The following is a 26,081-nucleotide window of genomic DNA, read 5'->3' on the forward strand; positions in this document are numbered from 1 at the left end:
TACCCGGGTAATATTCTATACTATGTATTGAATTCGCTCATTTATCATTAATTTTATGAATCCACCAAATCATCAAAACCTAGCTTGGGCTCATCCGCTCGTACAGGATTGGTTTATCCAGAAAGTAGGTCAACCTACTGAACCACAGGTGCAAGGATGGCCTTTTATTTTAGCAGGTCATGATACGCTTATTTCCTCACCAACGGGTTCAGGGAAAACTCTGGCTGCATTTTTAGCGTGCTTGGATGGGTTGGTTCGCAAAGCGTTGTCCGGAAATTTACACGATAGGACTGAGGTCTTGTATGTTTCACCGCTTAAAGCGCTCAGTAATGATGTGCAAAAAAATTTACTTATGCCGCTTGAGGAAATTACTGAATTAGCCAGGGAGCGCGGTATGCATTTGCCAGAAATTCGAGTGGCAGTGAGGACAGGAGATACACCCACTGGCGAGCGCCAAAAAATGCTGAAACAACCGCCGCATATTTTAATAACCACACCGGAATCCTTTTATATTTTATTAACTGCTGAAAAAAGCCGCATCAATTTGGCTAACATTCATACGGTGATTGTTGATGAAATTCATGCTTTAGCAAGCAACAAACGAGGGACGCACTTAGCTTTATCTCTTGAGCGTTTGGAAGCTCTCACTTTAAAACCCTTTATTCGCATTGGATTATCTGCGACCCAAAAACCTTTGGAAAAAGTGGCACATTTCTTAAGCGGTGCCAAAAAAAACAAAGTCAAATTAGTCAATATTGGGCATGCACGCCAACTTGATTTGCAGGTTGTGGTGCCAGACAGTGAGTTAGCTGCCGTTGCTTCCAATGAAATGTGGGATGAAATTTATGAAAAAATTGCTGCTTTTGCACGAGAAAATCGCTCTACCTTGGTATTTGTGAATACACGAAAATTAGCGGAACGGGTTGCCCATCATTTGGAACAACGTTTAGGTGAACACAAGGTTTTAGCACATCATGGAAGTTTATCGCGAAAATTGAGGCTTGAAGCAGAAACAAAATTAAAAAAAGGTGAGCTGCAGGTATTAGTTGCTACCGCCTCTTTAGAGTTAGGAATCGATATAGGGAGTATCGATCTGGTATGCCAAATCGGATCACCGCGTGCCATTGCTACGGCATTGCAACGCATCGGTAGAGCCGGACACTGGCATGCCGCAATTTCCAAGGGGCGAATTTTTGCGACGACGCGTGATGAATTGTTAGAGTGCGCCGCATTGGTTTATGCAATACGTGAAGGGGATTTGGATCAGCTAATCATTCCACAAGAGCCCTTGGATATTCTGGCTCAACAAATTGTGGCTGCATGCGCTACTCAGGATTGGGAAGAGAAAGCACTCTTTCACCATTTTAAAAATGCTTATCCATATCAACATTTAACGAGGAAAAAGTTTAATGAAATTCTTACGATGCTATCAGAGGGAATTGCCGGTTCGCGAGGACGTTACGGATCGTATATTCATAGAGATCAGGTAAATCATGTCATAAAAGCTCGACGTGGCAGTCGCCTTGCAGCGATTACAAGTGGAGGAGCCATCCCAGACAATGGATTGTTTACGGTTATTGCACTGCCTGATAATGCGATGGTCGGTACTTTGGATGAGGATTTTGCAGTAGAAAGTAATCGTGGAGATATTTTTTTATTAGGGACAAACTCCTGGAAAATACTTCGTATTGAAAATGGGCGTGTACTTGTGGAAGACGCACATGGTGCTCCACCTAGCGTACCTTTTTGGTTAGGCGAAGCGCCTGCGCGAAGCATTGAGTTATCATTACAGGTTTCGCAGTTGCGGGAAAAAATAGATGCATTGCTGCCAGAAAAAAGTCCACAAATTGTTGATATAAAACATTACCCCGAAGTTAAGGCAGCCATTCAATGGTTGATGAGTCATTGTGGCCTGGATCATTCTGCTGCAGAGCAGGTACTGGAGTATGTCCGTTTGGGGCGACAAGTCCTAGGGGCGGTTCCTACACAAAAAACAATCATTGCCGAACGTTTCTTTGATGAAAGCGGTGGAATGCAGTTAATAATCCATGCACCTTTTGGTGCTCGTATTAATAAGGCTTGGGGATTGGCATTACGCAAGAAATTTTGTCGATCATTTAATTTTGAATTACAAGCTGCAGCTACCGATAACGGGTTAAATATCGCTTTGGCAGAGCAACACAGTTTTCCTTTGTCTGATGTGTTTCATTTTTTGCATACAAACACATTAAAAGAAGTTGTGATCCAAGCGGTGTTGCAATCCCCTTTATTAGGTGTGCGATTTCGCGCAGTGGCCGCGCGTTCCTTGTCATTATTGCGTTTTCGCGGCGGCAAAAAAATTCCTCCAAACATTCAACGTATGCTTGCAGATGATTTATTGGCAGCTGTTTTTCCAGATGCAGCCGCGTGTCAGGATAATTTGGGCGGCCGGGATGTCATGTTGCCTGAGCACCCACTCATCGAAGAGACTATGAAAGATATTCTCACCGAAGCTTTAGATATCGATGGATTCGCTGAGGTGATTCATGCTATTGAATCCAGGCACATTACGTGTCTTGCAGTAGATACTCCAGTGCCTTCCGTATTTTCTCATGAAATTTTAAATGCCAACCCCTATGCATTTTTGGATGATGCTCCTTTAGAAGAGCGGCGATCACGAGCGGTCGAAATGCGTCGCGTACTCCCTGAGGCTCTACTGGAAGAGGTGGGTAAACTGGATCCCAAAGCCGTAACTGAAGTACAAGAACAAGCTTGGCCAGATATTCGTTCTGCAGATGAGTTGCATGATGTCTTAAACACCGTGATTGTTTTTCCAGAAATAATTCATTTGTCCGAGTACCAAGCTACTTTACCAATATGGAAACACTATTTTATTGAATTACAGCACAAAGGAAGAGCGGCATTGGCCACGGTTGGGAGCAAGAATTATTATGTATCTGCTGAAAAAAAGAAGACTTTTCAGAGTATTTTTCCGCAAGCAATGTTGGTTAACGAGATGATTGATATTGATGAAGAGCCAAGTTCACAAGATGAGGCCATTCTGAAAACTTTACGTGGTTGGTTTTTGCATACAGGTCCAGTCACCCAAAAAATACTTGTTGAATGTTTGCAACTTTCTTCACTGGATGTGGAACATGCTTTATTAAAACTGGAAGCCAGTGGTTATTTATTGCGCGGAAATTTTAGGGCAGGGTATGCTGGTGAAATCGAATGGTGTGAACGTCGGTTGCTGGCACGTATCCATCGTTACACTACTGAATCTTTGCGGAAACAAATCAAACCCGTGACCCGAGCACAATTTATGGCTTGGCTACTCAAGTGGCAACATGTAGCAAAAGGAAATCAGATGCGTGGCGAGAGCGGATTGTTGGAGGTAATCAAGCAACTGCAAGGTTTTGAACTTGCTGCAAATGCATGGGAGTCTGATATTTTTCCTGCGCGTGTCCACGATTATGATTTGTTGATGCTCGATAAACTGTGTATGAGTGGTCTTGTAGGTTGGGGACGCATATCGCCTCATCCCTCTGTAGTCGTAATCGAAGAGGAGACGAAAAAATCAAGACGCCTATCCCCAACGCGAAATGCACCGATTACGTTTTTTGTCCGCGAAGAATCCGATTGGATCCCACCGCATGCCCTAGTGGATAATATTGAGGAGGTGAATAGTTTAAGCCATCCTGCACGGAATATTTATCAATTTTTACAAAAATATGGGGCTTCATTTTATGCAGACATCGTTCGCGGTACGGGAAATTTAAAAGTTGAAGTGGAAAATGGTTTATGGGAATTGGTTGCAGCGGGCATGGTCACAGCAGATAGTTTTGATAATATACGTACTCTGATGAGTACAAAACGTAAATATCATAGTCGACATCGACGCAGACCTCTGTTTCCCCTCAGTACAGGTCGTTGGTCCTTATTGCATGTACATGCACAAGCTGACCATGAAAAACGCGTGGAAGCCGCGGGTTGGGTTCTGCTAAAACGGTATGGTGTAGTATTTCGTGATTTACTTGCACGGGAAAAAAATATTCCGCGTTGGCGAGATTTGTTGATTTTCTTGCGACGTCTTGAATTACGTGGTGAAGTGCGTGGCGGTCGTTTTGTTGATGGATTTTTAGGTGAACAATTTGCATTACCTTATGCTGTGGACTCGTTACGAGCTATGCGAAATGAGGAGCTTGATCCGATATCACAAACCATTTCATCTGCGGATCCTTTAAACTTAATAGGAATTGTATTGCCAGGTGAGAGAGTTTCTGCTGCGATAAAATCGGAGATACAGCTAATTGGAGGACAAGTTGCTTCACACCTGTAGTGAAGCTCAGTCGATTTGTAATAATCTTACCTACGTCCCGCGGTGTGTGTCTGCGGTATCAAGCTTTGGCGGCCATTCACGGAGATATTGTGTTGATTTTTCCTGAAGCTCGGATCTGGATTCCGTGCATAAAGCGCGGAACGTTGGCTTTTTGATTTTCGAACGCAGATATTCTTATTCGTTTTCTACTTCATTCCAACAATGTAGATACGCATTTCATGATTTTATTTCGTGGCTATGTAAGAATTTAACGCCCTTATGTAAAAGTTCAAGTTTAATTCTTTTAAAATCAAGTTTATTTAGGGGGCGAGTAGCATCTTCAATTAAATGACATGTGAAACCTTCCTGAAGCGCATCTTTTATCGTGAAGTAAACGCAAATATCGGCACATAAACCACAAAAATAAAGTTCTTGGATGCCTTTTGCGTGAAGATAACCACCTAAGCCAATGTCTCTTTTATGGTCATTATCAAAAAAACCGCTGTAACTGTCGATTTCAGGATCCATGGCTTTTCGAAAAATAGCAGCTACAGGTCGTGTATCAAGTGTAGGATAAAATTCTGCACCAAAGGTTCCCTGTACACAATGATCAGGCCATAGTATTTGCACTATTCCGTGCAACATAATGGGTCCAAAAGTTTTTTTTCCAGGATGATTGGAAGCAAAACTTTTATGATTTTGCGGATGCCAATCCTGAGTGGCAACAATCAAATCGAACTGGGGAAGTAGCTGATTAATTACTGGGACAATAGAGTCCCCTTGTGGAACTGCTAGGGAACCACCTGGCATAAAATCATTTTGTACATCCAGAATAATTAAGGTTTTCATTCGTAAGTTATTTTTTATATTTTTTAATTAGTTCATTTCGTTTTATTTTAAGTTTCTTACTTAATCCTACCTGATAGGAGCTTGGTTTTTCAAACCGTTTGTACTCCTCAGGTAGCTGGCATAACCGCTTCCTGCTGTATTCTGCAATTTGTTCCAGTGTTTGCGATGGAATTAATCGCTTGCCATTTTCCATGACTTTTTGCAATAAAGGTTCTTGCTGATCATGATCAAGAGACAATAATTTTTCGGTTTCAAAAGGAGCATAAACTCCATCTAAATTCGTCTCATCCATTAAACCAACAACATCAAAACCTAAAAAAGTGTTTCTTTGTAATAACCTGAAAACCTGCTTTTTATAAGGCAAAGTGATTTTAGTTTTTGATTCAGAAAGTTTAAGGCGAGGTTTTTCATTAGCAAAAGCCAGTTTATATACGCCGTCCAAAGCAGCATCCGGAGCGCCAACAACTAAATTTGTGCCCACCCCAAAAATATCAATAGGTGTTTTCTGGTCACGAAGGATTTTTATTCTCGTTTCGTCCAATTGATTAGAGGCTACAATTTTCACATAATGTAAATTAGCTTCATCCAACATGTGACGTGATTTTTTTGCCAAATCCTCCAAGTCGCCGCTGTCTAGTCGAATGGCTTGCAATTGATGGCCATGTTGTTCCATTTCTTTGGCAACACGAATTGCATTAGGTACGCCACTTTCCAGAGTGCTGTACGTATCAACTAAAAGAGTACAATTGTCAGGCCAGACTTCAGCAAAATCACGAAATGCGGCTAATTCACTATCGTAACTTTGGATAAATGAATGCGCCATAGTTCCGGAGATAGGGATATCGTAATCACGTCCTGCACATACATTGCTTGTTGCATCAAACCCTCCGATAATTGCGGCGCGGCTGGCATAATAGCCTCCAGGACCTTGAGCCCTGCGCAAACCAAAATCAATTAATTTGCAATCGCCTGCAACGTGGCGAATACGGCTTGCTTTTGTTGCAATCAGCGTTTGAAAATTAAGTATGTTCAAAAGAATTGTTTCGATGAGCTGTGCTTCAATCATATTGGCTTCAATCGTAACTATGGGGCAAGCTGGGAACACTAAATCTCCTTCAGATGGAGCATAAACAGTTCCATTAAAGCGAAAGTTTTTTAGATAATCGAGAAAGTCGGGATGCATTCCTTTGCTTTGTAAAAAATGAAGATCACGTTCGTTGAAATGATAGTTTTCCAATAGTTCCAATAAGTCTGCTAAGCCAGCAAAAACGGCATATCCTGAACCCAATGGTAGTTTTCTGAAAAAATAATCAAATACAGCAGGATTGTTTTTATGACCTTTCAAAAAATAAACTTGCGCCATAGTGAGTTGATATTGATCAGTATAACTTCCAGTAAAATCAAACATTAGGGTAAGTATCCTTGTTTTGCGGCAATAAAAATCCAGGTCATTGTAAAGCTCGTTATATTGACATAATAATTGGTGAAATACACTTCCATGAAGCATTAACAAGAATAATGTGGCATGCGGTATGTTGCTCTAGATTTAAAATAATTATTTTGTTATATATTTAGAAAAAATGACAATAATTTGCATTAATTGTTGACCCAAATTTGTCGTGTTTCAGTTTTTCCAGTTCATAATTTTTTTGCAATTACTTTCTTAAAAATAACTGCTCAGTAAAGACATGGAGTGAAAAGGATGAAAGTCTATGAGTTAAAAACACACATTGAAGAACTATTTAAAAGCAAGATTGCTCCATTACAAACCCCTGGAGCAATCATTGACTTCATCGCAAAATTAGTTGAGATACTTGAGCCGCTCGAGAAGGAGAGTGAATTCTCTCCTGAAATGATGCCTCCTGTTAAAAAACTGATTGATCAATTTTGGAATTGGGTTGTAGGTAATTTACCGTATGATCAATGGAAAGTGGGGCCTTATGTCACTCCTTGGCTTTCTTTCCAACAGCTTTTAGTTAAAGAGGGTTTATTAGCTACTGATTTTCATCATCCTATTTTGTATGAAGCACTTAAAAATCAGTTTAATTACTTGGCAGGAAATCGCTTGGAAATAACGGAGCTTATGCCTTTACTGATTCGTGCCAGTCGAATGCTTGGTTATAGGGAGTCCACTGAGGATGGTTATCCTTTTGTAAAATTATATGCAGGAATCGCTGCACACATGCCACAAGAGACTGTAAAAATAAAAGATATCATGTTTTTGCTGAGATCGGCTTTTTATTTAATTTATAAAAACTGTACTGTGGAGCAATTAACGTTAATGCCTTTTCTAATTTATTTTCGAAATTTTACCACAGATGAAGAGCGGCGTTCTGAATTAGCGATTTTTGATTATTTAACCCAAAATACAATAGATTGCATCGAGTTTTTTAATACTTATGATGAATACATCGATACTCGATCAATCACTCTAATTGAAGCTTTACGGAATGTATCTGCTTGGATACCCACGAAGCGTACGGATTTTCTTAGTGCTACCAACCGAAGTCGTTGGATTTACCCTTTTATTCAGCACGTACGGCTTGCTCCTGAGAATGATTTAGATGTTGGAGATGATTTAATCAATAGAACACTTCATTTATTAGAGCTGGATTTTGCGACTCGAAAAGATCAATCGTTTACTGGGGCTTTGAGTTTTATTGCTGCAGTCAAAAAGCAAACGCAAGTGCTGACAAATGAGGAAGCAAAACTCGTTCATTCAGCAGCTTTTTTATTTTGTTTGGAAAAGTACATAAAACATCGTAAAGAAGATCCTCGCGGTGACAAACATTCCTTTTTATCACTCTCTGGAGAGACAAAGTGTCACGCAGCTGAAAAAAGAAAGTCGGCAATTCTTGGCAGACCGAGCAAGTTTGGTTTTTTTGAAACCTTAGCCATAAATCAAGGGCGTTTAAAAAAATTGATTGATTTTCTTGAAGAGAGTCCAGAAACAAATTCAGAGGATTATGTTGTGTCGATATAAGCTCAAATTAAATCGATAGGTTTTATTCTACTCACTATGTACTTGATGCCTCAATCTCTCCAAGCTTGGACGAATAGGTTTTGTACAAAAAATTACTTTTATCCCTACAAATGACTTTTGATAAAGTTTTATGAATATTGTATAATTTAATGATTACTTATTGAAAATTAATTCAAATAATTAGGTGTTAATTATGAGGTCCAAACATCTTTTAGATTTAATGTACGATGATGAATTTGATAAATTCGATGAATTCACTGACTTACTTCAACAATGTACCTCTGAAGACTTAAAGCAAGAAGTTACCACTTCTGGTGATAACATTTTATTTAGGGCATTTTACTTTCATGATGCGAGGTATTTTCAAGCATTGCTAGCTAGCAATGCTTGTGATCAATCGGTTTTAGAGTGGGCCACTACGCCAGGGAAAAGAACCATTCTGCATGATGCAATAGAAGAAATTAAAGGTAAAGGAACTTCAGAAATTTCAAAAGTTGGGTTGATTTTAAACCATCCTGGATTCAAAATAGAGTATCTTAAGAAAGAAACGTCTCTTGGGAGCACTCCTATTGAACTGGTGATAAAGCTCCAGCATACCGAAGCCCTAAAACAAATTATTAATCATCCCCAATGTACTGCACCTATCTTTCGTTCTCTTCTTACGCATGCGGTTGTCCATAACAATATTCAAGCTCTAAAAGAAATTATTGGACACCCAAAAAGTCCTGAAGATACCTTTCGTTTCATTCTTCAGGAGGCGATTGTTCACAACAAGCCTGACGTTCTAAGAACAATTATGGAGCATCGTGACTGCCCTAAAGATCTTTTCAGTTTCACCGAAACCCATACGGCTTTACATGACGCGGTTAGAAAAAATCAGCCCAGTCCAGTAGTTATAAAGCTCATTGTTCAGTCCAAGAAAATTGATACTGATTTCTTAAGGATAAAGGATGATAAGGGAAAGACCGCTTTGGATCTCGCCCTGGAAGCTGGCAATGCAGCGGTATTGGAAGTACTCCTCGAGTCTCCCCATTGTACTGTAGATTTTATTAAACAAGAGAATATTAGAGGAAAAGCAAATAAGACCCATGATAAACAGATTATTGATTTAGTTAAAAAACATGAGGGAAGAGACTCTTATAAAAAGATCTACCAATCTGTGAAAAGTGGAGAAGATATTCGACTTCAGCAGGCCGCAGATTTACTCCGTGATTACAGTACTCCATTGCGCTATGCTCGTTTTCACTGGAATAGAAATCATACCAAAAAGGTTGATGAAATTCTTAAGGAAATCGGTAAAGAAATTACCACCATAGACGAATTGGTGGATCGATTAAGTGCACTTCAAGAGACACTACCCAATAAAATAGGTTCCTTGTCAAGACGCATCGAATTCATTAAAAAAGAGTTTGCCCATAGTGAAATCGAAAAAGGTAATGATTTAACCGTGTAAATGGAAGAGGGCTTCTTGAAAAAACAAATTCTAAATAGGAAAAGATGTGACGAAATAAATCAGTAAAAAAGATTCACCAGCGTCTTTGTTGCATTAAGAGGGCTGTTTTATATAAAAATTTTTCCGTTTGAAATTTGCTTTTCCAAAGGGGGTAACATATATTTATTATTAGCTTCAGTACCTTAAAATCATTTTTAAGTTATTTAGAAAAGGAGTTCTTATGCGTGTCATTAATAAGCTTTCACTAGCAACAGTGTTAGGTATTTTGGCAGTTTCACCTAGTGTTTACTCTGCGGATGCCCCTGATATTTCCGGATCCTACAAATGTTCCTATCATGATCCATTTACTACTCCTAATGATGGAACCGAAACTGTAGTGTTCAAAAAAAATGGAGATGTTTATAAAATTTCAGGAATTCCTACAGGGAGTGTATTCCCCTATTATATTGGTAAAGGCATAATGAATAAAAATGTCAGTAATGCGATTGGCTATATCTTTTGGCAACCCAAATCTCCATCCGTAACAACGATTCAACTGTTTACAATCAAACCTGATGGTTCTTTGGATGGTGTTTTTGCAGAAAGCAATAAAGATAAGGGTGGTACTGAAACATGTACTAAGACAGCACAACAATAATAGAGAGTTATTCGCATAAGATGATTATGAGAAAAGGAATTTTATTATGAAAACTGTGATGAAAAGTGTTTATTTAATTACTGCATTATCTCTGCCCACTTTGACGGCCTATGCAGATAATGCCAGTACAAGCAATACCAATGCTTCGACCTCGCCATCGACACCGACTACTGATACTGCGCCAAGCAATACCAGTACCTCGACAAGCAAAACGGGCGCTTCTGCTTTTTTGGGTGATTATCAATGCCAACGTGTTGATGCCGCAAATAATACCGCTTCTTATCCGCTTACCGTATCAAAATCAGGGGATACTTATACGTTACAATGGGAAAATAGTAATGGGGATCCAGTTCTTTACGGCACGGGAGTTATGCATCCCAATATGACTAATGTTGTTGCGACTTCATTTTGGGATCCTAGAAAGCCAGATACAATTGGTATTCAAATGATTGAGATCAAGCCAGACGGATCCTTACAATCCAATTGGGTAGTACAAACAGACAATCAGGTTGGCTCAGAGACGTGTACTCGAAGCAAGTAATTGAATCTTATCATAATCCGCAAAATAAAAAGGGGGTTCCATTAAATGGAACCCCCTTTTATTTGGTGCCAATTGCATTAATTAGTTGAAAGCTCATAATCTATTTCTCATTTTATAATAGAGAATGGCAAGAGGTTCTTTGAGAAAATAACGTGATAGATATTTGTTCTTGGTCCAACAGGTGCTTTTTACTGCAGGTGAGCTGATTACTTTAATCCCTAATTTTTGAGCGACTAGAATGGCTCTGGGGGCATGAAAAGGTTCAGTTACCAACATAATGGATTTAAATTTATTCGTTTGAACTATTTTTTTGGAAAAAAGAAAATTTTCATAAGTCGAAGTTGATGCTGATTCAAGCAGGATGTCTTTGGCAGGAACACCCAAAGAAAGTGCAATTTGTTTCATGGTTTGTGCTTCATTTGCTCCATCTTCGGTGTCAGTACCGCCTGAGAAAAGAAGTTTGGGCGCATAGCCGGCTTTATATAAATCAACCGCATGTTTTATGCGAGCTACAAGACAAAGATTGTATGCGTTATTGCGATAAGCCTTTGCTCCAAGGACTAAAATAACATCCGCCTGTTTTTTTTCATCGTTTTCTGCATTTTTTATAATATAAAGAGCAAAAAAAGAATAAGCAATAATGAATACGAGTAAGACAAAAATACCGATTTGCATGAACAGTTTCATGAAGCCTCTAAATCCATAAATTAAATAATTGGGTTTGGTCCCTTATAAATTTAATCTAATTATTGTATGGATGCTGAATCGAAAGAACAAGCAAAAATCTTTTTACTTAATCATGATTTAGCCAGAAAAATAAGTATTTTACACGCTAAAGTGATGTCAAAAAAGCTGTCATCCCTGCGTAGGGGATGACAGAAGATGCTGAGATGACCGCTTTTAGGATAACTGTGAAATTTTACTTCTTTTTTTATAATCAGTAGTGTTGATGGTAGTGTGGGTATGGAGTGTTGTTTTCCACTACAACGCTCGGTGGAGGTGTCCATCGATAAACATTTTTCCATCTTGAATGATGATGGTGACGATGGAACTTGAATCGTGGATAATCATGATGTGAATGATAAAAAGCGAAGGCTGTTGTAGTGGAAAATAACGTAGCTGTGCTTAATATCCCACACAGCAATAATTTTTTAATCATCTTGTTTTCCCCTCTTAGATTATTATCTGCAGCCTAGTCTAAATAACAAATGTAACAGGGATATAACAAGACACACTGTAATTGTAACAAAGTTGTTACAATGAGGTTATAAATAAAATGCACCCAGCTGCTCCTGTGGTGCATGATTTTTTAGGGACTGGTTTTTAGTTTTTGGGATTCAATATCATGAACCACATCAGTTAAATCAATTTCTTCATTAGGAACGCTAGGCGTTATTCCGCGCGCTATCCCTTTTGCAAGCAAAATAGTAGCGCAGGGGCTAAAACACGCAGTAACAATTATAGTGACAGGTATACATGCAAGAAAAGTTACCGTGGTTGAATAAGATGCTCCAGCTGAACGTAAGATATAATAGATACCAAGATGTATGCCGCTACCCACGGCTGTCATCGCAAGCCCCGTGCCATTTTTAAAAAAACAGTTTGTCTCAATGCGAAAGGAACGGTCATTAACTACCTCTTTTCGTTCTTTTGCATTGGCGAAATAAATATTTTCATGTTCCTTAACCAGGGTCTGTATTGAAGGGTTAACATATTGATCTTCTATTTGAGAAGGCAGGTCTTTATTTTTATATAAAGTAAAAAAAAGATGAGGATTTGTTTTCTTGATTACTTCTGCTGTCAGACTAATAAGCTTGGGAATTTGTTGTGGTTGAATATTTTTTTCATGCATTGTCATAACCTTTTAAACGGATAAAAATTTAATTATATATTAACAAGTTACTATGTCATTATTTTGTTCAAAGTTTTAAATAATAATTTATGTAAAAAAATATGATGTTCTAATGTACCCTTAAGTTATATGATTGGGAGCTGCACGCATATTTCAACATTGGGGAGAAAAATGAAGGATTTTTTTCATGGTATGAGTTATATGTTACGCGGAATTCGTCATCTTTTTACTCGAGGATTGAAACGTTTTGTATTATTGCCTTTAGTAATTAATTTCATAATGTTTGCAGGCTTGTTTTATCTCATTTACCACTATTTGTTGCCTTATGCTTATCATTATCTGGATAAACTGCCTTCTTGGCTAAGCTTTCTCAGCAGCATTTTTTTTGTTATTTTTATCCTGAGTTTTTTCTTGATGTTTTTGTCACTTTTTACGGTATTTTTTAATTTAATCGCAGCGCCTCTAAATGGACTTTTAGCAGAGAAAACCCAACATATTTTTTTTGGAAGTGCCATTCCACCTGTACCATTTTATAAAATCGTGCTTCGCAGTATAAAACGTCAAATTGAGTTTCTGAGCTATTTTTTACCTCGTTTTTTAGTAATAGGAGTTTTATTTTTTGTACCCTTTCTACACCCTATTTACCCTTTTTTATGGTTTCTTTTTAATGCATGGATATTGAGTATCCAATATCAAGATTTTGCTATGGATAATAATCTGATTGGCTTCAAAGAAACACGTAAGAAAGTTGCTCACAATAAAATGTATTCACTTGGATTAGGTTTTTCTATAAATCTGGTCAGTTTTATACCCATTTTAAATATATTGACCATGCCTGCAGCGGTTATAGGGGGCACTATGCTTTATTGTGATCGCAATAAACACTTACTTAAATCTCTTCAAGGCAAGGATTTAATTTAAGAAACTCATAATGCCTTAGTCCGACAATTTCTGAATTAACTCAAAATTAATTTATTCATTGCAAGGGTGGGTCAAAATGCCCCACCCACTTGCTACGTCCCGCGGCTTATCCCTGAGAGATGGTCACAAAAAGTGACCATTCTCTCAGGCATAAAGCGCGGTACGTAGAGAAATTTAAAGCAGTACGTAGAGAAACTTAAGTGGTACATGATAAATTCAAAAAACTGACGATCATTCAGGGTCTGTTTACCTGCGGTATCGTCAGTTTTGAGAAACCTCCACTAAATTTTTCGCCTACCTACCGCGCTTAATTTCTTCGTCTACGTACCGCGCTTTATGCGCGGTATCCAGGGGATCTTGCTATAGAAATGCTCAGCGGCATCTTAAAATATCGTTCTGGATACCGCGCATAAAGCGCGGTACGTAGGAAAGCAGTACGTAGAGAAACTTAAGTGGTACATGATAAATTTAAAAAACTGACAATCGTTCAGGGCTTGTCCGCGGGATCCAGGCTGCAAGTCAGGATTAATAAGCTTGAACTACAATTTTCCCTACCGCTTTCCCTGACTCAAGCAACGAATGCGCTTTATCAATGTTCTCGAAGTAAAAAAGATGAGGGTCAATGAGCGGATTTAAATGGCCATCCTCTACTATCCTTGCGATTTCTTTTAAAATTCTGCCATGACGTTCGCGTTGTACATTATGTAATAATGGCAATAACATAAAAACAGCATGTAAACTGGCTGATTTGGCATGTAAAGGTGAAAGATCATGCTGGGATGCTGCTTGAATACTGATGACGTTTCCATATGTGGCAACAGCAGCCAATGATTTATCAAGATTTTCCCCACCAATTGTATCAAAAACTATATCAAATCCCGTACCATTGGTTAAGCGATTAACATATTCTTGAACCGAATCAATCCGGTAATTAATTGCTTCTTTAGCACCCAACGATTTTGCTATATCTGCTTTATCTGAAGAAGATACAGTAGTATATACTTCAGCGCCAGCCCATTTAGCTAACTGAATTGCAATATGTCCCACTCCACCAGTACCCGCATGGATCAATGCTTTTTGTCCTTTCTGGATATTTACTTTTTCAAATAATGCTTCCCAGGCAGTGATTGATACCAAGGGTAATGCAGCAGCCTCAACCATGCTGAGTTTCTTTGGTTTTTTTGCAATTAACTTGGCATCAGCAAGCATGAACTCAGCCAAAGCACCACTTTCATTGAGAAAACCTCCTGCACATCCATAAACTTCATCACCCGCTGTAAACTCAATAACTCCTTCCCCCACTTCTTCTACGATACCTGCAACGTCACTATGCAGAATTGCTGGGAATGGAGGTGAAATCTGCCTGTATTTACCTGAGCGAACTTTACAGTCAACAGGATTAACACTCGTTGCAATAACGCGAATGAGCACATAGCCTGGTTTAATTTGGGGTTTGGGAAGCTCAATTGTTTCAAAAATTGAAGAATCACCAAAAGATGATATAACTTGTGCTTTCATAGCGTCCTCCTAACTTGATGCACCAGACGTTTTATTAAAAATTATGAAGAGAGAAAACTCATCTTCATGCATGCAGAAAATAACATTCTAAAAAAATCGCAGAACATTTTCCAGCAACTGTTGATTATCTTATTGATCTTTCTAATCAATAATCCGTTTTTTCCCATTTATTTTTCTATTTTAGGCTTTAGCACTAATAACCTGGGATTAAAATAGCAGTATAGTATTCATTAAGCATCAAGTTTATGATTAATAAAATTTAAAAAGGATGTAAACCATGTGGCGGACACGATTGACTGAAAAAATTGGTTTAAAATTTCCAATTATACAGGCCCCTATGGCAGGCGGCGCTACTACTCCTGAGTTAGTTGCTGCAGTAAGTAATTCAGGCGGCCTAGGTTCGTTAGGTGCAGGATATATGACTCCTGCTGAGATAAGGCATGCTCTAAAAACAATTCGTAAATTAACGAACAAGCCCTTTGCAGTGAATCTTTTTATTCCAGAGGCGCATTATGCTTCTGGGGCGCAAATTCAAAAGTCCTGTGCGGATATAAAACAGTCCTGTCATGAATTAAATATAGAGATTGAGCCAGTTACAACACCTTACGCCCAATCTTTTGAGGAGCAAATCAATGTAATTCTTGAAGAAAAAATTCCTGTTTTTAGCTATGCATTTGGTGTGCTGGACTCTGAATGGATATCAAAATTAAAGAAAAATCACACCATTTTAGTCGGTACTGCCACAACCTTAGCTGAGGCGCGTGTACTTGAGGAAAGTGGCATTGATGCAATTGTTGCTCAAGGAAGTGAAGCAGGAGGCCATAGGGGAACGTTTATAGGTAAAGCAGAAGATGGATTGATTGGTTTGTTTAGCCTGGTACCTCAATTTGTGGAGCAAATCAAAATTCCTATTATTGCGGCGGGTGGAATTATGGACGGAAGGGGAATCGTTGCTGCAACTTATTTAGGTGCTGAAGGCATACAAATGGGAACTGCTTTTCTCGGTAGTTTTGAAGCCGGTATTCCCGATGTCTATAAGCACGCTTTACTGACACAGCAACAAGATAATACTGTGCTTACCCGTGCCTTCTCGGGAAAGTTAGCCCGGGGAATACGCAATCAATTTATTGAGCGCATGGAGGAAAGAAAAATCAATATTCTTGATTACCCCATTCAAAATGCTTTAACAAGCATGATGCGAAAGAAAGCAAAGGAACAAAACGACATTGATTTTATGTCAATGTGGGCTGGCCAATCGGCACAATTATGCAGAAGTACGAGTGCAAGTGAATTAATAAGAGCCTTGGTCCTTGAAGCAGAAGCTTTGAATACAGGAAAATCTGATTAATATGTTAATGAGGACTTTTTTTTGATCTTTTGAGAATGGAAGGAGAACTCCCAGTAAACTGTCCTGGGAGTTTATGGAAACTTTAGAAATGATAACTGTTAGTAGACTCAATTTCTTGCATTTCATCTGCTTTTGGGAATTCTTTTCTAAATTCCTTATCAATTTCTTGTCTTTGAAATTTATAGCCATTCTTTGCATCATCTAGGTTTGCATGAAGTTCACTATTGTTTGAGAAAAATGAATGTTTCTCTGAATAAGCGCGGGAAGCCGAGGTGCATTTGGCAAGTTGTTGATACATCTTGCAATAACTTTCGATTTTACGAACAATGTATTGATTGTCCAAAATGTCGACAGAATACTTCTGGGAGTTTACTAATTGTGTTTTAAGATCAATCAGTAAAATAACATATTTATCTCGTGTAGATGAATTTTGAAACGTGATGCATTCAGTATCAATACAATCAAAAATTTTCTTGTGATCTCCGCTGGATAATGCATCCAATACTTTTTTAAAGGAATCACGACGTTGATAATAATCTTTACCTTTAGTTTTACTTAATAAAGATGTTTCCTTCCCCAGAGCATGCAAATGCTGGTGTATCGCTTTTAACCCTTGGACGAAAGGCAGAGGATTAGGTTTCTCGGATAAATCCATTGTCTGGATAGGTGGAAATTCTTTTACCTTTTCTGCATAGCAAGCAGAATATTGTTCCCAAGTCAGCCTTTTCTTTTTAATCGTGCGCATCGTATCATCATAGGTATCGAGTTCTTGTTTTTCCATGAAGAACTCGCCTTGAATATCCTCAATAAGACAGTCTTTAGCCAAAACATTACGCTCATGCAATGCTTCTACTACTCTGTGCAGGCTATATCCTCCTGGTCTGTAATGGCCGCTGGCATTGGTAATTTCAGTGATCTTGCCATTTTGAACAGAAATTTCTCCAGCACAGGCAACAGCTTTCCCACGAGTAAATGCAGGATGACCAATGCGTTTTCCATCTTTAGATTGATTGTCTTCGTGTACAAATAAATTCCCCTGCGTATCCATAACGAAAATATATCGCTTTTTACCGGTTGAAAGCGGCTCCGTTGTTCCGCCAAGGCAAAGTTCATTTTTGATATTTGCGGTGAGCATATGGGAGAGTGATTCTTCATAAGAAAAATAATAATTATTAATATTTGCTTGAGATTTTTTGGCTTCATTAAACTCAACTTCTACGGTCAAATCTTCGCGTTTTGGTTGCTGTTTTGCCCACTCATCATGAATGGGCTCCAGTGCGTTTCGGACAGTTGGGTACAAAGTACCCCATGGACGATGTTGGGGATCTAAGTGTTCTTTTTCCAATCTTTCTGGTAATGCTAACCCTTTTTGCTTTAACAAAGCATCTACATCTCGGTTTACATCAAAAATGGAGTCTTCTGCGATGAAATATGGGCGGGCTTTTGATTTTTCTTGATTAGAAATGTCCCTTGATAAGAGATGCGGTATCTTGTCAAAACTTTCTTTAACGATAATGCTCTCTGCCCATACATTGAATTTTCTACCTTGTCTTAAGAGCATAAATGCTTCATCCCTTATAGCTTGGTAGTGTTCTTTAGTAGAATTAGAGGTTGTAAGAGACGCTTGGCGGCTTGCGTATTTATAAATTTCAATTAATTCACCACGGTTATGTTTGATAAAATTATAAAGCGCAATAATTGTTTCGGTATTTGAAATATTATCCAGGGAAAACTGCTGGAGAACAGGAAGTAATTTAAAATTAAATCGGTCATGATATTTTTTTATTTGGTAATCCAGATAGGTATCTTTTGTACCATGAGTTCCTATCTTTGTTATAAAGTCAAAATTCTTAGCTTTAAGTTGATTTACAAATGAAGTAATTTTCATTGTTCTCTCCGTCGATTGTTGGACTATGGTGTTCATGGTACCAACAAGGATTTAAAGAACGCTTAAACAACGTACGCAAATTGTGTAAAATACGATCAACCCGGTGTCTTCGTCACTCATCGATTTGATGTATTGTGGTGCTGAGATATAAATTAAGCCTGTTACCGGCTTAATTTATAATCACGCTTGAATGGATCAAGGAGGTATCCGATTGTAAAAAAACAGAGTTGAGGAGTTTTACATGTTCATTCCATTGCCATCAACATCCATTTCAAAATCCTTATCAAACTCCATAGAATTGTCTTCCTTTGACTCCTCATGTAAGGATTGAGCAAAAAAACCTCTTCCTGACTGGGTGGCTGACACTGATCTTTGACTTTCTTGAAGCGAAGAGGGAGTTGTAAAAGAAAACTGTGTTTCTTGGATACCCGGTTTCTTCCGTAGATACTCTACCTGTCCTTGCAAATGTTGAATTATTTCATGGTCACTTTTTTGGGGTACTTTGATCGTTTGTAGTGTTCTAATGGCGTGTTTATATGTTTCAATGGTATCTGTTATCCGTTTGTTTTGAACATGGGATTTGGCGAGCGCTAAAAGTTGCATTGCCATATTACGATAAGCGCTATCACTAGGGGTTTCATTGATTAAAACAGGGTTAAAGGGATGTTTATCTGCTGATAAAGAAAGTTGGTTTAACATACTTTCTATACTGTGATCAATTTGCTGCATTTCACTAATGGATATTGCTCCAAATTGTTCAAAGAGGGACTGTTCCTGCCTTGCAAATTGTCCTTCAGCAAGCAGATGCTCGTGATTTGCAAATTTAGATGAAGCAAGATATGACTTTGTTGAGAGTTTCTTTTCATAGTATGCATGAAATTGTTGGAAGTTAATTGCCGGATCACCGATTCGCTGTTCATCAATAGTTTTGTTTTTTATCAGTCCAAATGCTTTTATGGCATTTGACATTGCTTCATCTCCTCCAAGTTGATTGACCGACTCATAACAGGCATCGGCTAAATCAATATACAGTTCGGTTAATTTTCTATAACTTTCATCATTTAATTCAGTATGCAGAAGTTGTTTTATAGCATCCAGGTAACATTGCCCTGCTTTTACATATTCCGTTTTATTAAAATAGAAAGTCGCCAGATCATAATAGGCATTGGTGAGATCATGAAAGTCAGCTGGTGTCTTATTGATGATTCGTAAAAATGCATTGATCCCTTGTGTGTATTCATCGATTATTATTTTTTTTGCAGCATGTTTACGTTCTAGATATTTAGCATTTGTAATTTTTGATTTGGCATATTTTCGGTATTCTTCATCCATAATTTAAACCCTCCATTTAATTTCATCGATTGACTTCACAATCACAGTATCATCAACAGATATAAAAAAACAATGAGCTCTGCTTGTATATGAAAATGAGGGTATGTGAATGAATTTGTGTGGTGTCAAAGAGAAATCCCGAGCTCTTATGGACACTCGGGTTATGATTTTTGTATGAGATTTTTCTATTACTCTACAGTGATTAGGGTTGATAATTCGCGCAGAGCAATGAAGAAAATTGTGTAATCAATACTTGAACTACCAAGCAGCATTTCCAGTAATTTTTCCCATCGTTGGTGGATAAAAGGGTTTTTTTCGAACCAATAGGCAATGAGCTCATCCGAGTTTAGTGTTTTTTGATTATTCATTAAAATGACGATGGTCAGACGCCGTTGCAAATTATCGAGTTCATCACGTAAAGACAATCGTGCCAGACTATTCCAGTGGCCTTCACGAGAATCATTACCAATTTGATCACGGAACCAGACCAGACTGAATTTACTGCCTACTTTAAAATAAACTTCAGCGGTTTTGCCTAAGTCAAATTTATTTTGTGTTGCTACTTCCACTACATTTAATACAGTATACATAGCACGCGTAGCAGCGATTTTTTTTGCAGCCTCTTCAGGCAAACCAATATCTACAAACTGAATCACAATTTGATTAAGATATTCTTTAGTGACACCCGCCATTAAATCAGGAATTGATTTTTCAAGTTTCGCTATAGATTGACTGTAATGAGCAATATTATTGGTAATTCCACCGGCTAGACGTTTATGATGTAAGAACCACCGAGTTGCTAAATTCATTAATTGTCTGACGTGGTGTAGTAACTCATATTGAGTGTGTACTGTTACTTTATAATTAAGTGAATCAATCAATCGATGTAAGTCGTCAATTCGATAGGCTTTTGCAGCAATAATATAAGCACGAGCAATATCTGCTATTGTTTGTCCAGTCTCAACTTGCAAGCGGTACATGAACGTAATGCCCATACTATTAACAATCTGATTGCTCAGTTGTGTTGCGATAATCTCACGTCGCAAACGATGTGTTTGCATGGCTTTGGCATAAGATTTTATCAGCATTGAAGGAAATCCCGTCTCGAGTATGGTTGCAAAATAGGGATCATCCGGTAAATCAGATTTTAATAATTCACCCGTAATATAAATTTTTGTATAGGCCATAATAATGGACAATTCGGGTCGAGTCAGAGCTTGGCCTGCAGCTTTACGATCCAAAAGATGTTTCTCATCAGGAAGAAACTCAACACTTCTGTCTAAGTGCACCACTCCTTCCAGTTCTTTAATGTATGCCTGATATAAACCACTATAAGCTAATGCATTCGTAGCAGAAAAACTCAAAACCAATGCTTGATTGTAATTATCTTGTAAAACGAGCTCTGCAACTTGTTCCGTCATTTTTGTTAGCAATTGATTGCGTTTTTTCTCAGTCAGTATTCCCTGAAGCATTTCCTTATTCAGCAAAATTTTGATATTAACTTCATGGTCAGAGCAATTTACCCCTGCTGAGTTATCAATTGAATCAGTATTAATCAAGCCGCCTTGAAGCGCAAACTCCACTCTCCCAAGTTGAGTAAAACCGAGATTGCCTCCTTCGCCTACAATTTTGCAGCGTAATTCATTACCATTAACCCGACAAAATTCATTCGTTTTGTCGCCAACATCCGCATGTGATTGAGTTGACGCTTTTACATAAGTACCAATACCCCCATTAAATAATAAATCAACGGGTGCTTTTAAGATTTCCTGAATCAGCTCATTAGGTGTTAATGAATCAGCTGTAATCGAAAGTGCTTTTTTCACTTCAGGGGTGATGGAAATGGATTTGCTTGAACGTGGATAAATTCCTCCACCTTTGGAAATTAATCGAGGATTGAAGTCTTCCCATGATGAGGTGGGCAAATTAAATAAACGTTGACGCTCTGCAAAGGTTTTGGGGCCGTTAGGATTGGGATCAAGAAATATATGGCGATGATCAAATGCAGCAAGCAAAAGAGAATGACTGGTGTAAGTCAGTCCGTTACCAAATACATCACCACTCATATCCCCAATACCAACAACAGTAAAGTCCTGCTCCTCTATGCGAATATCCAATTCGCGGAAATGCCGTTTAACAGACTCCCATGCGCCGCGAGCAGTAATCCCCATTTTTTTATGATCATAGCCTGCAGATCCTCCGGAAGCAAAAGCGTCTCCAAGCCAGAAGTTGTATTCTTTAGCAATACCATTTGCAATATCAGAAAAAGTTGCTGTTCCTTTGTCTGCTGCTACTACAAGATAAGGATCTGCACCGTCATAACAAACCGTGTTTTTGGGTGAAACAACTCGGTCATCTTCAAGATTATCTGTCAGATCGAGTAATCCTCGTATAAATGATTGATAACAGTAAATGACTTCTTGTTTTATCTGTTCTCGATCGAGTGCATTGATTGCTTTTTTTAAAATAAAACCTCCTTTAGCTCCAGAAGGTACAATCACAGAGTTTTTTACTTTTTGAGCTTTCATCAAACCAAGCACTTCTGTACGAAAATCCTCGGGACGGTCAGACCAGCGAAGACCCCCACGAGCTACTTTAGCACTGCGTAAATGTATGCCTTCAAATCGTGTTGAATAAACAAAAATTTCGTACATGGGTTGTCCGGGAGGTAAATCAGGCACTTTCGCTGAGTTGAGTTTAAATGACAAATAGTCTTTATGCTGGCCTTCGGAACCTAACTGAAAGTAATTGGTACGTAGTGTCGCTTTGATTAAAGACCAGAAAAAACGGATAATGTGATCTTCATCTAAGCTGGTAATGGCATCGATATCGGTTCGAATTTCTTTTTCCAGTTCGGCCTTTTTATTTTTATTTGTGGTATTTTGTTTTAGACCAAATTTTAAATAAAAAAGTTGAATTAATTTTTTGGCAATTACGGCATATGTGGAAATGGTTTTTTCAATGTATTGTTGGCTAAAGCGAAATCCAATTTGTTGCATGTATTTGGCATAAGCTCGAATAATAACAATCTCTCGCCAGGATAATCCTGCGCCTAAAACCAGTTTATTAAACCCATCATTCTCACAAATTCCAATACTTATTTTTATTAGGGCTTCGTTAAAAATATTTTTTACTTGATCGAGGGTGAGTAGATTGGAGTGGGCATAGGTAACATTAAAATCACTGATCCAAACAAATTGATTGGGTGCGATGGAAATTTTATACGGTCTTTCTGTGTATGTCCTTAAACCCATATTTTCAATCATAGGCAGGATATCGGACAGAGGAATTGGTCTGCCATATCGATACAATTTAATATGTAATGGATATTCGCCGCGTGGTGATTCGAAAAAAACAATTGTTAATGGGTCCTGCAAGGAAAGCTTCTCAATTTGCATGAGGTCGGTGATTGCTTCCTCAACAGTATGTTGTTCACAATAACTCATTGATAGTGATGGGAGGTATTTTTCGGAAAATTTTTTTCCTTTTTTACGGCCTAATTGTTTTATTAGTTCTTGATCCAACTGATCTTTCCATGAGTTTTCCATTTTTCAATCTCACAACGGTTCTCTATTGCTATTCAATAAGTATAGGTCATGAAAATGATTTGCATGTAATCGAGAAAATATCTTAATGAAGCAGCGTCTACTCCTTACAGCATGTGGTTAATAAAATGTTAATCATGTATTGATATAATGCAATAAGTATATATTTTATTCTTCATGAATAGAGGTTTGGATCTATTTTTTAAGAGTAAGTTTAGGAAGACAGAAAAGAAAATGAATTTTTACAATAATCTAGAATCTTTTATTTTTGCTTATGAATTAGGCTCCTTTTCTAAAGCGGCTAAAAGGCTAAATATAACACAAGCTGCGGTCTCACTTCACATTAAGAACTTAGAAGTTTATCTGGGGGAAAGGCTCTTTGAACGAAATGCCAAATGTATTATACCGACTCAGACTGCTAAGAAGCTTTTTACTTTAATTTCAGAACCTTTCGATAAAATTAGAGGGGTAATAGATAATTTCTCAAAATATACAAATTCAATGAGAGGGGAGATACATATAAGCTGTATCAATGAATTTGCTGAAAATCTGTTAATTAAAACGATCGGTGTATGTCTTGAGCATGGAATTAAATTAAAAGTTAATTACATCTCTAACGATTCAATGATTATTAATGACTTACAAGATAATACCATTGATTTTGGTATTACCTCGGTTAAGTATGACAATCCTAATCTAGAATTTATTAAATTATTTGATGATGAACTTGTGTTTGTTGGAACAGAGCGCTGGGAGAAGTACCTAGATAAAACGAGCGAAGCTGCTTTTAACAAAAGCCTTAAATCCATGAGGTGGCTTGTTTATGAGGATGCGATGCCTTTTATTAAAAGGTATGCTGAGCTTGCACTGGATATATCTCCTAATGCCATTGATCCTTCTCTTACATTTGTTGATGTAATGGGATTAATTCGGTCGGTAAGAAATGGGTACGGAGTAGCCTGTTTGCCAAAGTCTTATATATTACCTTACTTGGAAGATAAATCGATTGCTCAGTTGCATTATCCACAAACAGCGCCTCGATATACTCTTTATCTGGTGTATAGGGCTAAAAGTTTGTTGCATAAACGTATGAACTTTTTTAAAGATGCCGCTACTAAAACAGTGCCATGCACAAGTTATGAAAATACTTGATTCCAAGAGCTTCTCTGAACATCCATAAAAATTATAGATAATATTCCTATGGCTCTATTTTTTATTGGCAGGAATATAAATGGAGTATTGTACTATTGAGAGTTGTTGGCCCTAAATTTTTTCTCGAAAAGTCAAATACTTATGTCCAAGATAAGTGGTAAACGCAGGAGAGGCGAGTCCAATTGCGTGCGCTATTTCTAAAGATTTAATGTCCATAGCAGGCAAAAAATAATGAGCAAACAATAAGCTAACAATCAAAGTTTGCGACATGCCAATTAAATTAATCAGAATAAAATAAATAATGGATCGAGTTAATGTCTGCTGGCTTGTCTTAAATACAAAGAATTTGACAAGAATAAACGAGACAACCATTCCAGTAATATAGGCTAAGAGAATGGATGTTGAAAAACTGAATGAATAGCTATAGATGATTCTGCTACAAAAGTTTACGGTAACCGCTATTGCTCCCGCTATGATAAAAGCAATAAATTGTTTTGATTTTAAATAATAGAACACAGAGCAGTCTCTTTTCAATTGATGTATTAAAAAATAATAGACCTTATTTATTCATTTGGGATGTTTGTTGTAGGGCTATGATCCATTGTTCCTACAGTGGGTAAGTCATACTGAATGCAGCGAATGCGTTGGGGCACGTGACAGGAGGATAGGGATCAATACTTCCACAGTAGAGGGTTGGTATGTAAAAAGTAGGGATCAAGATATAGATAATCCTACTGTACTCATCACAATCCAGGTGCCGCGGCGTGTGCGCGGCATCCAGATTTATCAGAGCATCAAACCTGAATATTAGACGAGTTAGTTCTTGTTTAAACTATTCCAAATCTTTTTTCCTATCCAATAGACAATCAGGCAGATAAAAATCCATAACACAATTAACGGTAAAAAATACACAAAAAATTCAATCAAGCCGTAAGTCACAGTACGTAATTGATCTACTAAGGCATGATAGGAATCAATAAATGCTTCTGTTATTTTCCATTGTTTTTGTTGCTCTGTCTGAATTATTGGATTCATATTCAAGTTAATATTGATTAATGAATAAGCCACTGATTCTTTGTAATATTTAAGTTGTCCTTGGATTACATCAATTTGTCCCTGTACATCACTTAATTGTTTGAACACACTAAGAACATCTGATGTTTCTTTTGCTTTGGCCATAATTTTGGAAAGCTGCTCTTTAGCAGTTTGTAAGTTGTTAAGCTGGCTTTGTAGATCGACGAATTGTTGCGTAATGTCTTCGCCCGTTATTGATTCTTGGGTAACTTGTGTTGCTAATGATTTCAATGCAGTTAATGCATTATTTAAACCTTGGGCAGGTACTCTTATGCTGATATTTGCAGTGGTATTATTCGCATCATTATTATCTTGCATTAAATTGGAGCTTACGACGTAACCTCCTGAGTTTTCCGCTAATTGAGAGATTTTTTCCATTGCTGAGTTAATGTTATCCACTTGCAAGGAAATATTCGCGTTACGAATAATCATACCGCGCATTACATTTTCTGGCTGGCTTGCATTAGACTGATTTTTAACTTGCATTGCCATCGAGCCAACAGCGTAATCAGGCCTCCCAACTGCCGCTTGCATTGGCATAGGACTTCCTGCATACATGGTTTGGCCACTTCTGCCAAAAAACCATTGAGCGATAAGAAATAATAGGGCTATTGTGCCAATGAAGGCTAAAAAATAAAGGATGATTTTTTTCATTATTATTCTGTACTCATAAGTGAACAGGTCATATAAA

General features: G+C 37.9%; 19 protein-coding genes. 8 read left to right on the plus strand and 11 right to left on the minus strand.

The window, feature by feature from the left end; translation table 11 throughout:
- Positions 1-55 precede the first annotated feature (55 nt).
- A complete protein-coding gene (locus FOLKNPGA_RS05120) occupies positions 56-4,318 on the plus strand; it encodes a DEAD/DEAH box helicase (RefSeq protein ID WP_182351978.1) in 4,263 nt (1,420 codons plus the stop codon).
- A gap of 216 nt (positions 4,319-4,534) precedes the next feature.
- On the opposite strand, the gene pncA is transcribed toward FOLKNPGA_RS05120, so the two are convergent.
- Together pncA and FOLKNPGA_RS05130 are read right to left on the minus strand one after the other, a co-directional pair.
- Positions 4,535-5,146, minus strand: coding sequence for a bifunctional nicotinamidase/pyrazinamidase (pncA, locus tag FOLKNPGA_RS05125; protein ID WP_182351979.1), 612 nt, complete (start codon positions 5,144-5,146; stop codon positions 4,535-4,537).
- Between the two features lie 7 nt (positions 5,147-5,153).
- Complete coding sequence (locus FOLKNPGA_RS05130) at positions 5,154-6,554, minus strand: nicotinate phosphoribosyltransferase (RefSeq protein ID WP_182351980.1); 1,401 nt, start codon at positions 6,552-6,554, stop codon at positions 5,154-5,156.
- A gap of 294 nt (positions 6,555-6,848) precedes the next feature.
- On the opposite strand from FOLKNPGA_RS05130, the gene FOLKNPGA_RS05135 reads away from it, so the two are divergent.
- The 4 genes from FOLKNPGA_RS05135 to FOLKNPGA_RS05150 all read left to right on the plus strand — a co-directional run bounded on the left by FOLKNPGA_RS05135 (position 6,849) and on the right by FOLKNPGA_RS05150 (position 10,760).
- Positions 6,849-8,129: a hypothetical protein gene (locus FOLKNPGA_RS05135; protein WP_182351981.1), complete on the plus strand. Its 1,281-nt coding sequence runs from the start codon at positions 6,849-6,851 to the stop codon at positions 8,127-8,129.
- Positions 8,130-8,322: 193 nt separating this feature from the next.
- A complete protein-coding gene (locus tag FOLKNPGA_RS05140; protein WP_182351982.1) occupies positions 8,323-9,582 on the plus strand; it encodes a DUF5617 domain-containing protein in 1,260 nt (419 codons plus the stop codon).
- Positions 9,583-9,802: 220 nt separating this feature from the next.
- Entirely contained in the window at positions 9,803-10,219 is a 417-nt protein-coding gene (locus tag FOLKNPGA_RS05145) for a hypothetical protein (protein WP_182351983.1), read from the plus strand.
- 46 nt (positions 10,220-10,265) lie between these two features.
- The gene (locus FOLKNPGA_RS05150) at positions 10,266-10,760 is read left to right on the plus strand and encodes a hypothetical protein (RefSeq protein ID WP_182351984.1); all 495 of its coding nucleotides are present in this window, start codon (positions 10,266-10,268) and stop codon (positions 10,758-10,760) included.
- 93 nt (positions 10,761-10,853) lie between these two features.
- Here the strand turns inward: FOLKNPGA_RS05150 and FOLKNPGA_RS05155 are convergent, their stop codons facing one another.
- The 3 genes from FOLKNPGA_RS05155 to FOLKNPGA_RS05165 form a co-directional block, all read right to left on the minus strand.
- Positions 10,854-11,447, minus strand: coding sequence for a YdcF family protein (locus FOLKNPGA_RS05155; RefSeq protein ID WP_182351985.1), 594 nt, complete (start codon positions 11,445-11,447; stop codon positions 10,854-10,856).
- A gap of 250 nt (positions 11,448-11,697) precedes the next feature.
- Positions 11,698-11,919, minus strand: a complete 222-nt coding sequence (locus FOLKNPGA_RS05160; RefSeq protein WP_182351986.1) for a hypothetical protein — start codon at positions 11,917-11,919, stop codon at positions 11,698-11,700.
- 150 nt (positions 11,920-12,069) lie between these two features.
- A complete protein-coding gene (locus FOLKNPGA_RS05165) occupies positions 12,070-12,612 on the minus strand; it encodes a hypothetical protein (protein WP_182351987.1) in 543 nt (180 codons plus the stop codon).
- Positions 12,613-12,783: 171 nt separating this feature from the next.
- On the opposite strand from FOLKNPGA_RS05165, the gene cysZ reads away from it, so the two are divergent.
- On the plus strand, positions 12,784-13,533 hold the full coding sequence (gene cysZ / locus FOLKNPGA_RS05170) for a sulfate transporter CysZ (RefSeq protein WP_182351988.1): 750 nt from the start codon (positions 12,784-12,786) through the stop codon (positions 13,531-13,533).
- Positions 13,534-14,058: 525 nt separating this feature from the next.
- Here cysZ and FOLKNPGA_RS05175 read toward each other — a convergent pair.
- Positions 14,059-15,051, minus strand: coding sequence for a zinc-dependent alcohol dehydrogenase family protein (locus FOLKNPGA_RS05175; RefSeq protein WP_182351989.1), 993 nt, complete (start codon positions 15,049-15,051; stop codon positions 14,059-14,061).
- Between the two features lie 277 nt (positions 15,052-15,328).
- Here FOLKNPGA_RS05175 and FOLKNPGA_RS05180 point away from each other — a divergent pair, with 277 nt between their 5' ends.
- Entirely contained in the window at positions 15,329-16,399 is a 1,071-nt protein-coding gene (locus FOLKNPGA_RS05180; RefSeq protein ID WP_182351990.1) for a nitronate monooxygenase family protein, read from the plus strand.
- Positions 16,400-16,481: 82 nt separating this feature from the next.
- On the opposite strand, the gene FOLKNPGA_RS05185 is transcribed toward FOLKNPGA_RS05180, so the two are convergent.
- From FOLKNPGA_RS05185 to FOLKNPGA_RS05195, 3 genes are all read right to left on the minus strand, one after another.
- Positions 16,482-18,287: a hypothetical protein gene (locus FOLKNPGA_RS05185; protein ID WP_182351991.1), complete on the minus strand. Its 1,806-nt coding sequence runs from the start codon at positions 18,285-18,287 to the stop codon at positions 16,482-16,484.
- 237 nt (positions 18,288-18,524) lie between these two features.
- On the minus strand, positions 18,525-19,619 hold the full coding sequence (locus FOLKNPGA_RS05190) for a hypothetical protein (protein ID WP_232890692.1): 1,095 nt from the start codon (positions 19,617-19,619) through the stop codon (positions 18,525-18,527).
- 188 nt (positions 19,620-19,807) lie between these two features.
- A complete protein-coding gene (locus FOLKNPGA_RS05195) occupies positions 19,808-23,167 on the minus strand; it encodes an NAD-glutamate dehydrogenase domain-containing protein (protein ID WP_182351992.1) in 3,360 nt (1,119 codons plus the stop codon).
- A 231-nt stretch (positions 23,168-23,398) separates the two neighbouring features.
- Between FOLKNPGA_RS05195 and FOLKNPGA_RS05200 the strand changes: the two genes are divergently transcribed.
- Positions 23,399-24,316, plus strand: coding sequence for a LysR family transcriptional regulator (locus FOLKNPGA_RS05200; protein WP_182351993.1), 918 nt, complete (start codon positions 23,399-23,401; stop codon positions 24,314-24,316).
- Between the two features lie 111 nt (positions 24,317-24,427).
- On the opposite strand, the gene FOLKNPGA_RS05205 is transcribed toward FOLKNPGA_RS05200, so the two are convergent.
- Both FOLKNPGA_RS05205 and FOLKNPGA_RS05210 read right to left on the minus strand, forming a co-directional pair.
- The gene (locus tag FOLKNPGA_RS05205) at positions 24,428-24,832 is read right to left on the minus strand and encodes a GtrA family protein (protein WP_182351994.1); all 405 of its coding nucleotides are present in this window, start codon (positions 24,830-24,832) and stop codon (positions 24,428-24,430) included.
- A gap of 300 nt (positions 24,833-25,132) precedes the next feature.
- Complete coding sequence (locus FOLKNPGA_RS05210; protein ID WP_182351995.1) at positions 25,133-26,044, minus strand: DUF4349 domain-containing protein; 912 nt, start codon at positions 26,042-26,044, stop codon at positions 25,133-25,135.
- Positions 26,045-26,081 lie beyond the last annotated feature (37 nt).

It is taken from the genome of Legionella sp. PC1000, from assembly GCF_014109805.1.
Classification (GTDB): Bacteria; Pseudomonadota; Gammaproteobacteria; order Legionellales; family Legionellaceae; genus Legionella; species Legionella resiliens.

What these genes read in the sequence shown, in the direction of transcription:
- FOLKNPGA_RS05120 (WP_182351978.1), top strand. Translation starts at nt 56, where the DNA reads ATGAATCCACCAAATCATCAAAACCTAGCTTGGGCTCATCCGCTCGTA.
- pncA (WP_182351979.1), bottom strand. Translation starts at nt 5,146, where the DNA reads ATGAAAACCTTAATTATTCTGGATGTACAAAATGATTTTATGCCAGGT.
- FOLKNPGA_RS05130 (WP_182351980.1), bottom strand. Translation starts at nt 6,554, where the DNA reads ATGTTTGATTTTACTGGAAGTTATACTGATCAATATCAACTCACTATG.
- FOLKNPGA_RS05135 (WP_182351981.1), top strand. Translation starts at nt 6,849, where the DNA reads ATGAAAGTCTATGAGTTAAAAACACACATTGAAGAACTATTTAAAAGC.
- FOLKNPGA_RS05140 (WP_182351982.1), top strand. Translation starts at nt 8,323, where the DNA reads ATGAGGTCCAAACATCTTTTAGATTTAATGTACGATGATGAATTTGAT.
- FOLKNPGA_RS05145 (WP_182351983.1), top strand. Translation starts at nt 9,803, where the DNA reads ATGCGTGTCATTAATAAGCTTTCACTAGCAACAGTGTTAGGTATTTTG.
- FOLKNPGA_RS05150 (WP_182351984.1), top strand. Translation starts at nt 10,266, where the DNA reads ATGAAAACTGTGATGAAAAGTGTTTATTTAATTACTGCATTATCTCTG.
- FOLKNPGA_RS05155 (WP_182351985.1), bottom strand. Translation starts at nt 11,447, where the DNA reads ATGAAACTGTTCATGCAAATCGGTATTTTTGTCTTACTCGTATTCATT.
- FOLKNPGA_RS05160 (WP_182351986.1), bottom strand. Translation starts at nt 11,919, where the DNA reads ATGATTAAAAAATTATTGCTGTGTGGGATATTAAGCACAGCTACGTTA.
- FOLKNPGA_RS05165 (WP_182351987.1), bottom strand. Translation starts at nt 12,612, where the DNA reads ATGCATGAAAAAAATATTCAACCACAACAAATTCCCAAGCTTATTAGT.
- cysZ (WP_182351988.1), top strand. Translation starts at nt 12,784, where the DNA reads ATGAAGGATTTTTTTCATGGTATGAGTTATATGTTACGCGGAATTCGT.
- FOLKNPGA_RS05175 (WP_182351989.1), bottom strand. Translation starts at nt 15,051, where the DNA reads ATGAAAGCACAAGTTATATCATCTTTTGGTGATTCTTCAATTTTTGAA.
- FOLKNPGA_RS05180 (WP_182351990.1), top strand. Translation starts at nt 15,329, where the DNA reads ATGTGGCGGACACGATTGACTGAAAAAATTGGTTTAAAATTTCCAATT.
- FOLKNPGA_RS05185 (WP_182351991.1), bottom strand. Translation starts at nt 18,287, where the DNA reads ATGAAAATTACTTCATTTGTAAATCAACTTAAAGCTAAGAATTTTGAC.
- FOLKNPGA_RS05190 (WP_232890692.1), bottom strand. Translation starts at nt 19,619, where the DNA reads ATGGATGAAGAATACCGAAAATATGCCAAATCAAAAATTACAAATGCT.
- FOLKNPGA_RS05195 (WP_182351992.1), bottom strand. Translation starts at nt 23,167, where the DNA reads ATGGAAAACTCATGGAAAGATCAGTTGGATCAAGAACTAATAAAACAA.
- FOLKNPGA_RS05200 (WP_182351993.1), top strand. Translation starts at nt 23,399, where the DNA reads ATGAATTTTTACAATAATCTAGAATCTTTTATTTTTGCTTATGAATTA.
- FOLKNPGA_RS05210 (WP_182351995.1), bottom strand. Translation starts at nt 26,044, where the DNA reads ATGAAAAAAATCATCCTTTATTTTTTAGCCTTCATTGGCACAATAGCC.